The 13,570-nt window shown below is 53.7% G+C and carries 12 protein-coding genes; 2 read left to right on the forward strand and 10 right to left on the reverse strand.

Annotation, left to right across the window (positions count from 1 at the left end; all coding sequences use genetic code 11):
* From A0129_RS14490 to A0129_RS14510, 5 genes are all read right to left on the reverse strand, one after another.
* A partial coding sequence (locus tag A0129_RS14490; protein ID WP_367190000.1) for an esterase/lipase family protein occupies positions 1–1,031 on the reverse strand: 1,031 nt, incomplete at its 3' end.
* A 109-nt stretch (positions 1,032–1,140) separates the two neighbouring features.
* A complete protein-coding gene (locus tag A0129_RS14495; protein WP_291716096.1) occupies positions 1,141–2,127 on the reverse strand; it encodes an amino acid ABC transporter permease in 987 nt (328 codons plus the stop codon).
* Positions 2,124–2,951, reverse strand: coding sequence for an ABC transporter permease subunit (locus tag A0129_RS14500; protein WP_291716098.1), 828 nt, complete (start codon positions 2,949–2,951; stop codon positions 2,124–2,126). The genes A0129_RS14495 and A0129_RS14500 overlap by 4 nt, the downstream gene beginning before the upstream one ends.
* 12 nt (positions 2,952–2,963) lie before the next feature.
* Complete coding sequence (locus A0129_RS14505; protein WP_291716100.1) at positions 2,964–3,995, reverse strand: amino acid ABC transporter substrate-binding protein; 1,032 nt, start codon at positions 3,993–3,995, stop codon at positions 2,964–2,966.
* The gene (locus A0129_RS14510; RefSeq protein WP_291716102.1) at positions 3,992–4,816 is read right to left on the reverse strand and encodes a YdcF family protein; all 825 of its coding nucleotides are present in this window, start codon (positions 4,814–4,816) and stop codon (positions 3,992–3,994) included. Before A0129_RS14510 ends, A0129_RS14505 begins: the two co-directional genes overlap by 4 nt.
* Positions 4,817–4,886: 70 nt before the next feature.
* On the opposite strand from A0129_RS14510, the gene A0129_RS14515 reads away from it, so the two are divergent.
* On the forward strand, positions 4,887–5,360 hold the full coding sequence (locus A0129_RS14515) for an acyl-CoA thioesterase (RefSeq protein WP_291716115.1): 474 nt from the start codon (positions 4,887–4,889) through the stop codon (positions 5,358–5,360).
* Positions 5,361–5,369: 9 nt separating this feature from the next.
* A complete protein-coding gene (locus A0129_RS14520; RefSeq protein WP_291716104.1) occupies positions 5,370–5,726 on the forward strand; it encodes an Hpt domain-containing protein in 357 nt (118 codons plus the stop codon).
* Between the two features lie 17 nt (positions 5,727–5,743).
* Here A0129_RS14520 and A0129_RS14525 read toward each other — a convergent pair whose 3' ends face one another.
* The 5 genes from A0129_RS14525 to A0129_RS14545 all read right to left on the reverse strand — a co-directional run.
* Positions 5,744–7,363, reverse strand: coding sequence for an ATP-binding protein (locus A0129_RS14525; protein ID WP_291716106.1), 1,620 nt, complete (start codon positions 7,361–7,363; stop codon positions 5,744–5,746).
* Between the two features lie 27 nt (positions 7,364–7,390).
* Positions 7,391–8,383, reverse strand: coding sequence for an ABC transporter substrate-binding protein (locus A0129_RS14530; RefSeq protein ID WP_291716107.1), 993 nt, complete (start codon positions 8,381–8,383; stop codon positions 7,391–7,393).
* A 120-nt stretch (positions 8,384–8,503) separates the two neighbouring features.
* Entirely contained in the window at positions 8,504–11,206 is a 2,703-nt protein-coding gene (locus A0129_RS14535) for a hybrid sensor histidine kinase/response regulator (RefSeq protein WP_291716109.1), read from the reverse strand.
* Between the two features lie 8 nt (positions 11,207–11,214).
* Entirely contained in the window at positions 11,215–12,204 is a 990-nt protein-coding gene (locus A0129_RS14540; protein ID WP_291716111.1) for an ABC transporter substrate-binding protein, read from the reverse strand.
* Between the two features lie 132 nt (positions 12,205–12,336).
* The coding region (locus A0129_RS14545; RefSeq protein ID WP_291716113.1) for a penicillin acylase family protein at positions 12,337–13,570 on the reverse strand (1,234 nt) is incomplete at its 5' end.

Below are 13,570 nucleotides of genomic sequence, written 5' to 3' on the forward strand. Positions count from 1 at the left end.
AAGGCACCCAGGCCATGATCAAGATCGCGGATGCCGCGTGAACGCACACCCAGCACCCGGCCAATCGGCTTGGCCAATTCAAACTTGCTGAACAATTGCTCACCCGAGGCTGCAAGCCGAGCAAGCGGTGCACCGGCATGGGGTGAACCCAAACACACCACATCGCGAATGGCACGTTTCAAAATAATGTCATCGTCAGTCAGTGCCTCAACGACCGCTCGGCTGACCAAGCCACCCATGCTGTGGCCCACCAGCGTAATGCCTTCCACCGCCACTGGCCAGTTGCGCACCAATTTGTTCAACATGCGCTTGAATTGCCGGGCATTGGAATCAATGTTGCGGCCGGTGTTATATCGCAGGTAAAGCGCTGTGACCGGAAAATCGTCTTCCAGCTTGTCACCATAAGGGCGAGTGGCGGGTTCACTGGGGTTGTAGTACATCTGCCAGCTGTCTTCGTTGCAGCACAGCCCATGTACGAAAATGACCAAGTGATTTTGAGCGTTGGGAAACTGTGCCATCAACGCAGCCTGGTCAGCCTGCAACAGCTGGCCATTGGCATACAGATTCATGTGTACTTGCATGGGGTTGCGCGTGGCGGCCAAATGGTCGCCAAACACTCCGTTGATCGCGCTGGAAATCGCCGACACCCGTTTGTCGGTTTTCGCATTCGGCATGGCGGGTACAGGCAAGTGGTCCACATCGTCCATGAGTTCGCCACCCATGGCCTGGTCAATCACCTGAGGCGAGGCCAGGCTTTGGTTGGCTTGCCGAACCACCCAGGCTGCACCCGAAAATACGCCTTTGCCCGCCTCTCGAACGGCGCTGTAAACCAAATCAGTAATTTCGTTGTGAACCGATTCAACAGGTTTGCTGGCATTGAGCGTGGCAGCACCCACCGCCTTGAATGGCATGTCGCTAATGGCGCGGTGAAATTCATGCACCCGTGTGGTGGCCTGCGCAATGGTGTCACCCACAAACATCAGTGTGCCTTCCAGTTTCTCGCCGGTGCTGGGTTCTTCTTTTTTGCTCATGCGGTGTCTCCGAATCGGAATTCGACGGTGTGTTTTTATTAGTGTACAAATGTACACTTAATTATTTTGCTGCGCTAGAAATTCCACTCTAGTCAGCAACTGTCGATTTCTATTTGACCGTTTTCGACAAACCAAAGCAATAGGCCCAGTACACCAGGCCAATGAACAAATATCCCTCCAGATAAAAGCTGCGCCATTGCACATCCCCGGCCAGGGCCAGGCTGAGGGCGCCAGTCAACTCAAACAAAGCCACGATGGTGACCAGTGAGCATTCCTTGAACAAAGTGACAAAGCTGTTGGTGAGGCTGGGCAAACAGGCTCGAATTGCCTGTGGCAATACCACATGCACATTGCGCTGTATCACATTCAGACCCAGTGCCTTGGCAGCTTGTCCCTGACCGGCTGGCACTGCCTGCAAACCGCCACGCAACACCTCCGCCAGGTAGGCGGCGCTGAACAATGCGATGGTGATTAACACACGGGTGAAGAGGTCCAAACCCTCACCAGGCAACCACAAAGGCAGTACAAAGGCGGCAAGAAACAAGACTGTGACCAGTGGCAAGGCCCGCAACAGTTCAATGTAGGCCACACAAAACTGTCGAATTGGTGCGAATTCAGATTGCCGCCCCAAGGCCAGCAGCACGGCCAGCGGCAGGGCCATGGCAAAGCCCACAGTGCTTAAAATCAGCGTGAGCGGCAGGCCGCCCCACAGGTGGGTGGGCACCACGGCCAAATCAGCAAAACCACCATGCAGCAACACTGCACTGGCAGGCAGCAACAGCGCCCAAAGCGAGAATGCGGTTTTGCTTTTGAATACCCTTGCAGCCGTGGCAAACAGCAATGCTGACCACAACACCAACACAGTGGCTGCGCGCCACTGTTCAGTCACTGGATAACGGCCAAACACAATAACCCGCCATTTTTCAGCCACCACCCCCCAGCAGGCGCCCTGCCCGGCTGCCAGTTGACAAGCTTGCAAATCAGGACGAAACACCGCACTCAGCACAGCCCAATCCAGCAGGCCCCACGCCAACGGGGCCAACAGCAGTGGCAGGGCCAGCCACAAAAAACGATTGATCAAAAGGCTGGGGTTCACAAGGCCCCCCTGTTGACGCGGGTATTGAGCACGTTCATCAGGCTGGCAGCCACCGCGCTGAGCAAGGCATAAGTGACCAATATGATGAACACACATTCCACCGCTTTTCCGCTTTGGTTAATTGCCGTGTTGGCCACGGATACCAATTCCGGGTAACCCACCGCCACGCCCAGTGACGCATTTTTCAACAGATTCAAATACTGGTTCGACAGTGAAGGCACCACCACACGCAGGGCCAACGGCAACACCACGTGGCGGGTGGTTTGTGCATTGTTCAGACCCAAGGCCAGCGCGCCCTGACGCATGCCGGGCCTCACGGATTGCACGCCCGCGCGCACGATTTCGGCCACAAAAGCGGCCGTGTAAACCACCAGCGCCAGCAACACAGCGAGGTATTCCGGGCTTAGTGCCCAGCCGCCTTCAATCGAAAACCGCCCACGCACCGGCGCTTCTGAAAACGAGGGAAACGCCAAGCCACTTTTGCTCAAAAACACATGGTCGCCCAGCGACCACGCCTGGCTGGCGATGGGTAGAAACTGGGTAATGGCAAAATAAATCGCCAACAGTTGCAGCAACAAAGGCACATTGCGAAACAGGTGAATGTAGCCCCTGCACAGCCCTTTCAACAAAGGGTGCTGTGCCAATTGGCCCAGACCAATGAACAGGCCCAGCACGGTGCTGAAGAACAGGGCGGGCAGGGCAACTTTCAAGGTATTGAACAATCCCGCCAGCAGTATTTGCCAGTAGGGTGAACTGAATGCCACCTGCAGCCAGCCTTCACTGAGGCCAAAACCGGCAGGGTCATTGAGAAATTCAAAGTTCACCGGCAAGCCCCTTCACCGCAAAGGTGGGGCGTACATAAGCCCGCCTTGGGTCCAAAGCGCATTCAAACCACGTTCAAGTTTCAAGGGCGAATGTTTGCCCAAATTGGCATCGAACACTTCACCGTAATTGCCCACTTGCCGAAGAATGCGTACCACCCAGTCACGCGGCAAGCCCAGCGGTTTGCCCAGGTTCTCCGCACCCCCCAACAGGCGCTGAACTGCCGGGTTGTTGTTACTCAAAGCTTGATCAAGATTTGCTTGTCCAACGCCCAGCTCTTCAGCCTCAATCATCGCAAACACAGTCCATTTCACGATAGCAAAAAATTCGTCATCCCCACGCAACACTGCGGGACCCAAGGGTTCTTTGGAAAAAACTTCCGGCAACACCACATAATCTTCAGGACGGCCACTTTGGCTGCTTTTCAAACCAATCAGCGCCGACACATCCGTTGAGAAAGCCTGGCAACGACCGCTGAAAAAGGCTTTGTACGCGGCCTCAAAATTGTCATACACAATGGCTTTGGCGGTGATGCCTTGCGAGCCCAAATAAGTGCTCAGGTTTTTCTCGTTGGTGGTGCCCGATTGCACACAAATTTCGGCGCCCTTCAATTCTTTGGCGCTTTTTACGCCAAAGCGTTTGTGCATCAAAATGCCTTGACCGTCAAAATACGTAATGGCTGCAAAGTGTGCGTTCAAACCTGCATCACGGCCCAGGGTCCATGTGGTGTTGCGGGAAAGAATGTCAATTTGATTGGCCTGCAAAGCAGCAAAACGTTGCTGTGAACTCAAGGGGGTGAACTGCACTTTCCGTGCATCGCCCAACACGGCCGCAGCAACGGCCCGACACACATCAACATCCAGCCCGCGCCATTGCCCATCGCTGCCCAGAGCCGAAAAACCAGCCACGCCACTGCTCACGCCGCAACGCACTGCATCGCGTTTGTAGATGGCATCCAGCACGGTGCCTGCATGGACCGTGTTGACCATCCACAAACAAACCAACAGGCCCGCCAAACGTGTTGCCAGCAGTTTGAACACCTTCACCGGCTTCCCCTTGTCTCATAAGCGCCATTGACTTTCAACTGCAAGCGGCCAAGGTATTCTTTGATCGCAATGGTACTTTCGTCCAGTGCCTGTGGCTTGGGCAAGTATTCCCAAAATGCGCGGCTTTCATTGAGCACACGAATATCGGCGCGCACCGGGTACACAGTGAAACCCGCTTTTTCAAACCACAACAGTGAACGACCCATGTGAAAAGCAGAGGTCACCAATGCAATATTGCTGGAGTCCTCACCGAGTAATTCTCGCGTACGCAAGGCATTTTCAAAAGTAGTACGGGAATTGCTTTCAATCACCAAAGCCTCTTCAGGCACCCCCATGTCGAGCATGAACATTTTCATGCCGGGAGCTTCCGCCTCCTTGCGCGGGTCAGCCTCAAACTGCCCGCCACTTAACACGATCCGCGAAGCCACACCCTGTTTGTAAAGGCGTGCGCCCTGCCACACCCGGTCGCCAGCGTCGTTCAAATCGGGCAGTGCACGCACGCCGTCGTACCGCCCCTCCAAACCACCGCCCAAGACCACAATCGCGTCTACTTTGGGCGGCAAAGGCCGGTTGGCCTCCAGCACCAGGGCTTCGTCTTCAAGCTGGCCCAGCAAAGTATCTCCTACCCAGGGCAAGCTGAAGGCCAGCAACTGCAGTTGCGCCAACACCACCATGCGGACACGCCACTGCCTTCGCCCGAAAAATCCCGCAGCTGCCAACGCGGTCAGCACGATCCACAAACCCAGGGGGCTTAACAGCCAAATGGCGTACTTGGTCAGCTCGGCAGCCACAGTGTTCTCCGCAAATGAGTCAAGGCTCATTGTAGACGTGCTACCGCGCGCGAAGGCGCGCTACACTGTTTTCTTCGACGACTCTTGTATGCCCCGCACCATGCCATTTCCCAACCACCAGCTCAGCATGACCGTGCTGATGACCCCCGACATGGCCAACTTCAGCGGCAAAGTGCACGGCGGGCATATTTTGAAGTTACTTGATCAGGTGGCTTACGCCTGTGCAAGCCGATATGCGGGCATGTATGTGGTTACGCTTTCAGTGGACAGGGTTTTGTTTCGTCAGCCCATTCGTGTAGGCGAACTGGTGACTTTTTTGGCCAGCGTCAATTACACCGGCAATACTTCCATGGAAGTGGGCATCAAAGTGGTGTCTGAGGACATCCACAAAGGAATCGCCACGCACACCAACAGTTGCTTTTTCACCATGGTGGCCATGAATGCAGACGGCACACCGGGAAAAGTACCACCGCTTGAGCCCGTCACCGATGAAGAAAAGAAGCGACACGCCAACGCCGAGCTCAGGAAACAATTGCGCAAAGAACATGAAGAGCGCATGAACAATTTGAAGTAAACTCTGGCCATGGACTTGAGCAATTTGTCGACTGAAATTGACCTGGAAACCACACTGGATCGCCTGTGCGGGGACCCGGCTTTGTTGCTTGAAATTCTCGATATGTTTCTGGACGAGTTTCTCAGTGAACATGACAGTTTGGTGAGCCGGGTTCAGGCGGGCGATTATGCGGGTGTGGCCAGCAAGGCGCATTACTTCAAGGGTGCCGCTCAGAATTTGGGGCTGGAGAGATTTCACCCCGGCGTTAAACAACTGGAGCAGGCCGCCAAGGAAGGGGATGCGTCAAGCTGCATTCATACACTGGATTCCCTGCACGACGTTGCGCGCTACATTCTCGCCTTGAGAAAAAGCATGCAGGCCGCTTGAGCACGACCTGCAATCGATCAGGCTTTTGGCAGATACTTGCCCAGGACCTCGATTAATTTGGCACGGTCCAAAGGTTTGGTCAGGTAATCATTCATGCCGACATTCAGACACTTTTGATCTTCCCCCACCATGGCATGCGCGGTCAGCGCCACCACCGGGATGTCCGGATTAACACCCGGCACAGTGCCACTGCGAATAACCGCGGTGGCCTCATAACCATCCATCACGGGCATTTGGCCATCCATGAGCACCAAATCAAATTGCTCTGTCGCAAGAAGCTCAATTGCCTCTTGACCATTGTTGGCCACCTTGCTGGCCAGGCCAAGGCGCTCCAGTACCTTGCACACCACCATCTGGTTCATGGCGGCATCCTCGACCACCAGAATTTTTCCATGAAATTGCTGAACGGGCGGGATGGTCTCAGTTTGGATTGCTGCCGGCGCAGGTGGGGCAAACTGATCGCGCTCGGTTGAATCACTCAGCGTTGGCAAACCCAGTTTCAAGGAGAACACCACTTCAGTGCCGTTGCCAGGCTCGCTGTGCAGGCGCACTTGCCCACCCATCAGTTCGACCAGTTCCTTGACAATCGCCAAACCAAGACCACTGCCTTGCGCACGCCGTGTGCTGGAACTGTCAACTTGTGTGAATCGCTTGAACAGATTCTTCTGGTGCTCGGGGGCGATACCCACACCCGTGTCTTTGACCGCAAATTCCAGCGTGGCCACTTGCCCTGTGCGGGACAACTCCCGACAAGTCACTTTGACATGCCCCACATCGGTGAACTTGATGGCATTGCCCACGAGATTCAATAAAATTTGCCGCAAGCGAACGGAGTCGCCCACATATACCGACTCGGGAAGTCCCTCTGCAGGGCACCGCAGTTCAATGTTTTTACTTTGGGCATCAAAGGCCAATGCGGCCTCTACATCGGCAAGTACATCCGCAATTTCCAAGGGGCTGCGGCGCAGTGTCATCTGACCGCTTTCTACTTTGGAGATGTCCAGAATGTCGTTGAGCAGACTGAGCAAAGAGGCTGCGCTGCGCTTGGAAGCGGAGGCAAGTTGGTGCTGCTCGGGTTTCAGTTCCGTGTCGAGCAGCAAATCAAGCGTACCCAAGACTCCGTTCATGGGGGTGCGAATTTCATGGCTCATGTTCGCGAGAAAAGCAGCCTGGGTTTTTTGCGCCTGCAAAGCAAGCTCTTGGGTATGCCGCAGTGAAGCTTCGCTTTGGCGTCTGGATACAATTTCCTCGGCCAGTGCGGTATTGATCTGGGTGAGTTTGCTCAGGTCAGGCAAGGCCATGATGTGCTTCAACTTGGGCAACAGGTAAATTGCAGTGGCCACAGAAACCACCGCAGTCACCACTTTTGTGATGCCTTGGGTGTAATACAGTGGCACCCACAGGGTAAGAATGCCCATGACATGAGTTACACCACAAGCCAGAATGAATGCAGCGAACAAGTAATAGATTGGTTGCAATTCGGTGTCGGGCCGCCGTTTGGCCACATACAAAATACCAATGGGTATCGAGAAGTAGGCGATCGCAATCAGAAGGTCCGAAATAACATGCATGGCCAGCAACTGTGGATTCCAGGCAATACAAAAGCCGTGAGGCAGGTATTCGATCACGTTGTTCATTGGCCCATCACATGGAAAAGAATCGTTTTAGCGATACACAAAATCAACATGGTCTGATCTGTGTTCTCTCAGAAAGCTCGCATCAATATAGTTCAAATACTCGGGCTCTTTGACCAAACTGTTGCCGACATGGCCCTCGCGTTTGGCCCACCGGGCTTGGCCTTGCAATGATGTAACAAGCGACTGTTGCAAGGTCATTCGGAACGTGTAGTGATTCCAGTTTTTGCGGATGTGTTCCTGACTCGCCAGATTTTTTCTAAGTAACAGCGCCTGGGCCCGGGATGGATAATCACGAATGTAGTCAATCGCCTCATCCAAGGCTTTCAGCGCGCCACGCACTTGTGCCGAGTTTTTGGTTTTGAATTGGTTGCGCACACTGACATTGTGGGTTTGTGTGTACAGGCGTGGTGCCCCCACTTGCACAATTTCTCCGCCGCCCAGTTGCAGGGCTTGCTCAGCCAAGGGCTCCCAAATGGCGATCGCATCCACATGACCTTGCAGCAAAGCCTTGGTAAGCACGGCGGCATCCATCGGCACTTTGACCACATCCCGGGTGTCTACACCCTTGAACATCAAAAAGGTATCCATGTAGTAATGCGAGGCCGACTTGGGCACATAGGCAATTCGTTTGCCATGCAGGTTTAACTGGCCCTGCTCAATCGAATGACGCGAGACCAGAAATTTCAAATCGTCTTTGTTGGTCACTAAGGTGGCCAATACCGAAATTGGATGATTGTCGAATGCCGCAAACATCACGGGCAGCTCGGATGAACTCGCCAGATCAGCCTGTCCTTTTCCCAGGGCCCTGACACATTCCTGCCCGCTGCTGCACTCCACCAAAACGGGTTTGATCTGGTATTTTTCGAAGAATTTTCGCTCAATCGCCACATAAAACGGCAGCGACATGGGCGAAGGTGGAACCGCGATCCTCACGGTATCCGCGGCATCAGCGCGTTGGGCGGCCAAAAGCAAGGCAAGCAGCAGGGAGTAAATCCATGTGCTGATTTGAAATTGTTTCATTGCGCCCGCCCTCACGATTTAACAACTTCATCTTGCATCGATGAGAACCACTCGCATGAGTGAATAAGGCCGTGTTCAACCCTCCTGTTTGTTACTTTACAATTTTTGACAGTTTAACATTTATGGCATTGGAACCCTCTGCCTCAGTTGTGTGCCCCACCGCTTGACAGCGTCCAGCACCTTGTCAATTTGCAAAGGCTTTACCAGCACTTCATCCATGCCAGCGGCCAGCGCCTGTTGGTGATCAGACTCCATCACACCCGCTGTCAATGCCAAAATGGGAAGCTGCCGCAGACCCAGCTGGTCGCGAAGGTAAAGGCAGGTTTCCATGCCATCCATCTCGGGCATTTGGACATCCATCAAACACACATCCACATCGTTGTGGTTGGGCTCGCTCAGCACTTGAATCGCAGCCTGCCCCGATTCCGCCAAAATGACTTTGGCACCATGGGTTTCCAGAATCTTTTTCAGAATCATCAAATTCAGTTTGTGATCATCCACAGCCAACACGGTCAGCCCGGCAAGAAAAACCAACTCATTCTGATTCATTGGCCGGTTGACAGTACCGCTGGCCGCTGCAGCAGTGCCAGACACCACTTGCAACACGTTTTTCAGCGCTGAGAAAGAAACCGGCTTGGTCAAGACGGCGTCAAGTTGGCCAGCCGACAATGCAGGTTGCAACGATTCAACTTCCTTGGGTCTCACCATCAACACCACCTTGGTTGCCGGACCATGCGATTCTTTCAGTGTCCTGGCGAACTCCAGCCCATTCATGTCATGCAGCTGTCCATTCACTACAAACAGTCGTGGTTGCTGGTCGCGTGGCAAGTTCAAGGCAAGCTCAGGGTGAACAAAACATCGGGGCACAACACCTGTCCACTCCACCATGTGGGCAACACTGTCGAGCCGGGTTTTAAAACTGTCCACCAGCATCACGTCATAAGCAAGTTCACAAACCTCAGGCTTTGCACTGGCGTGCGAATCGAGGCTCAACATGAGTGAAAACGCAAACAGGCTGCCTTGACCGGGCGCACTGACAGCGGAAATGGTGCCACCCATCAATTCCACCAGTTTTTGGCTCAATGCCAAGCCAATGCCTGTGCCACCGAAACGACGCGAAATCGATGAATCGGCCTGGGAGAAGGACTGGAACAGGCGTTTCATTGCACCCGCATCCATGCCCAAACCTGTGTCTTGAATAATGAAACGCAACACGCAATGTTGCTTGTCCAGTTGATCCAGCGTCACGCCCACTTTCACATAGCCGTTCTCGGTAAACTTGATGGCATTGCCCGCCAAATTCACCAACACCTGTCGCAGTTTGGTCTCGTCACCCACCAAGTGGTCAGGCACATTGGGTGCCACTGACACCACAAATTCAATCGACTTGTCAGCCACTGCACCAGTCATCAAATCGGCGAGTGAATCCATCAAATGCCGGGTGGAGAAAGGTCGCTTTTCAAGCTCCATGGCCCCGGCTTCAATTTTTGAAACATCCAGTACACCGCTGACCAAATCAATCAGGCCACGCCCCGCATTTTCAAGTTTTTCGACGAATTCCAGTTGCGAGGAATCCAGCTTGCTTTGCTTCAGAATATAAGCCAAACCCACCACAGCATTGAGGGGAGTCCGAATCTCATGGCTGATGTTGGACAAAAACTCACCCTTGGCTTTGCTGGCGGATTCAGCCAACTCTTTGGCTTGTCGAATTTCTTCCTCCACTCGACGGCGCTCCGTGATGTTCTGAAACGCCCCCCGAATCATCCAGGATTTGCGCAAAGTGCCTTCCAGTTTCCAGGTGACTTCGCCAAACACATGCACCCAAATCAAGTTGCCTTTGTAGGTTCGCAACTGCAGTTCCAGGTTCACGTCAGCACCAGTGCGTGCAGCATCTTCCAAGGCCCGGGAAAGCTTGATCGCGGAGTCTTCTGGGTAAAGCGCAATCGCCTCTTCCAAAGTGGGCTGGTGGGTAAAGTCGGCCTCAACAATCGCATAGGTTTGTTTCGACCACGTCAATTCATGGGTGCTCACATTGAGTGTCCATGCGCCCACCCCACACATACGCCCAGCCACTTCCAACAGGTGGGTAGTCGAGGTCACATCGGCCAATTTGTTGTTCAACTCAAGGGCCAGTAAATCAAGCGCAGCAGCCACATCGCCCAACTCATCGCCTTCCGGCAAGCCGCAACGCGAATTCAAGTTGCCAGCACGCATGGCATTCGCGGCGTTCTCGATTTGCTCCAAGGGTCTGACCACCCGGTAACGAATCAACAGCAGCAGCAAAAAGGAATTGATGCCAAACAGCAGCGTAAACACCAAAACAATCATTTTCCGCTGGTGCGTCAGGGCCTCTTGACGCTCAAAAGCGGTATCCGAAATTTTGTAACTCAACTCGGCCAGCTGCTCGGCCTCGGAGATCAGGCGATCCGTCAACACGCTATTGCGGCGCTCATCGAGGTTCAGTTGTTCGGAATGTTGCAGGTGCGAGAAGCCACTGAACAAGGCAGCCAAGTCACCCAGTCGCCCATCAAGCTGCCTGGAAAGCTCACCACTTTCATCGGAGAAATGCAGATGATCCAGTTCATCGGAAATGGATTGATGTACCACCCACCACTGACGGACATTGGTCTCGGTCATGTATTCCGAAGCGGTGTGCGTCAACACCAGCATGCGGGTAGACAAGCGGGAAATTTTACGCGCGGCAATGCTTTGCTCCAGCACATAGTTACGCTGCTGATTGATTGAAACAACAGTAGCGACGGCCACCACGGCGAGGCCAACCAACAAAACCAAGGCAATCAATACGCCTTGCTTAAGTCTCAAGATCGGTTTCATGGGTACACAAAATCAACAGCATTGGGTTTAATTTTTCGCAACAGGCTGGAATCTACAAAGTTCAGAAATTCCGGCTCGGGCAAAGCAGCGCCCACATGCCCTTCACGCCGGGCCCACCTTGCCTGGCCTTGCACAGTGCTCAGCAAAGACTGCTGCAACGTCAATTCAAATTGATAGGTTGGCCACGCGGCCTTGACTGTTTCAGAGTCGATGCCCACCTTGCGCGCCATAATCCCTTTGGCCTCATCCGGGTTCTTTTTGATGAACTGAATGGCCTCATCCAGCGCGCTGAGCACAGCAGTTGATTTGCGCATTTGAGCCAAACGGTATTCATTACTGACCAACAGGTTGAAAGTTTGACTGTAGAGCTTCGGCGAATTGAGAACTTCAACATCGGTACCGCCCAGATTCAGTGCAATCTGTCCCCAAGGCTCCCAAACCGAAATTGCATCCACCTCACCTCTCACCAAGGCATTGGCCAAAGCGTCCGCACCCATGGCCAAAGGCACCGTCGTTTTGGGGTCAATTCCGTTGTAGAGCAGGAATAAATCCATGTAATAGTGCGACGACGCTTTCTCAACATAACCAATTCGCTTGCCCGCCAAATCTTTGGCACCACCTTTCACGGCGGCTTTTCTGATCAGGAACTTCATATCGTCTTTGTTGGTGTTAAACGTGGTCACCAAACTGATCGGTTTGCCTTGAAACACGGCAAACATGAAAGGCAATTCTGACGAAGTGGCCATGTCGACCCGCCCCTCCGTCAATTCCTTCACGCATCGATTGCCGCCCAGGCATTCAATCAGCACAGGTTCAACTTTGTGCTTGACGAACATGTTCTTTTCCGCAGCCACGAAAAAGGGCAAGGACAAAGGCGACTTGGAAACAGCAATGCGTGGTTCACTGGCCCAACCCAAAGAAGACAAACCCATAAGTGCACAAAACAGGGCAGAAGAAATACGCGCAATGGGCAAACGATTGGACATGAGGGTTTGAAATCCGAGTGATAACTTGCTCACATTGCGCGTTTTACAAACCGGGTATCCAAGAAAAAGGGGGCATTCGCCCCCTTAATTTGTTACTTTACAATTATTATCAATTTAACATTTTTAACCCATTCAGTTTGGCGCCCTTGGCACGCGAAGCACCTTGGTTTGGCCCACTTTTGCTGCTTGAATTTGCGCCTCCGTGTAGGGCAGACGAGCCCAGTTTTTCTGGGAATAGGCTTTGGTGTAGTCATCAAAGTGTGGGTTGGCCGGGTCAGTCGACAATGAATAAGTCAACATGGCATCCGCTTGGGGTTTGCCATTGTCATCCCAGGTCACGGCCTGAATGTAACTGTTGCCGTAAGTCACTTTGTAACCTTCCGAATTCAGGCGACTGGGTTCCGTGCTCACAATGGTGAACGCACCCTCGGGGCTCGTGCCGCCAAAAATTGGCGTGGCGCTGGCCTGCACACCGGACTTCTGAATATTGCCCAGCGGCTCGTCCAGCGCAAAACCTGCCGCCTGAACCGCCAAAATTGCATCCGCCAAGGCCGCTGAAGTGAATGGATTGGCAATATTCAAAGTGTTGGGCGTATTGACTGGATCAGCCGTATTAAAGCCATTTGCCCACAGGTTGGTTGGCAACGACAAAGGCACTGGCACGTCAAACGGCAAATGCAGTTGAGGCACGCCCACGGGCAAGCCACCAGGGTTGGCAATCGCGCGACTCCAGAACTCGCGCCACAGGTGCGCGCCTTTGCTATCCAGATTGGCCTTGCCGTCCCACGCACCCAAAGCAGCACAAGCATCTGCGGTTTGCACCGGCATCAAACTGGTGCTCAACAACACGGGCACCTGGCACAGCGCATCCACCACCGATTGCTTGGCCAAAGTGGCGGAATAAATTTCGCTGTTCAGCGCAATGTCTTTCAGGTTGTCTTGCGTAAAACGGTTGCCGGGCAGGCCATCAGCCCCGCCCAAACGGCGTTCCGCTTGCAGGGTGCACAAGCGGGTGCGCAAGGTACGCTCCGCATTTTCATCACCAATAATCCGGTTAAAACCAGTCAGCGGCTGACGTGGGTTGCTTAGCCAATAGCTGTCGTTGCAGTTGGTCACGTAATCGTCGCGCTGCAAGGTGGGCAAATTGCCCGGGCCAAAAATGCCGGGTGCGGGCGCATCAGGATCACTGCCCCATTCACAGGCTTCCCGTGAGCCATTCAATACTGGCAGGCCCGGTGAAAGCTGTCCCACCACTGTGTTGAAAGGTTCAGCGGCACATTGGGCAATCTTCTCATCTGTCACATGGGGCACCACAGTCACGTCACCATAGTAAGCAGGCTTGCCCGGGCCACTGGCCACGGTGTTT

This window comes from Limnobacter sp. CACIAM 66H1, from assembly GCF_001601825.1.
Lineage (GTDB): Bacteria > Pseudomonadota > Gammaproteobacteria > Burkholderiales > Burkholderiaceae_B > Limnobacter.

Excerpts from the sequence above, each read along its gene's own strand:
- A0129_RS14530 (WP_291716107.1), bottom strand. The coding sequence starts at position 8,383 with ATGAAACAATTTCAAATCAGCACATGGATTTACTCCCTGCTGCTTGCC.
- A0129_RS14520 (WP_291716104.1), top strand. The coding sequence starts at position 5,370 with ATGGACTTGAGCAATTTGTCGACTGAAATTGACCTGGAAACCACACTG.
- A0129_RS14525 (WP_291716106.1), bottom strand. The coding sequence starts at position 7,363 with ATGAACAACGTGATCGAATACCTGCCTCACGGCTTTTGTATTGCCTGG.
- A0129_RS14510 (WP_291716102.1), bottom strand. The coding sequence starts at position 4,816 with ATGAGCCTTGACTCATTTGCGGAGAACACTGTGGCTGCCGAGCTGACC.
- A0129_RS14540 (WP_291716111.1), bottom strand. The coding sequence starts at position 12,204 with ATGTCCAATCGTTTGCCCATTGCGCGTATTTCTTCTGCCCTGTTTTGT.
- A0129_RS14515 (WP_291716115.1), top strand. The coding sequence starts at position 4,887 with ATGCCATTTCCCAACCACCAGCTCAGCATGACCGTGCTGATGACCCCC.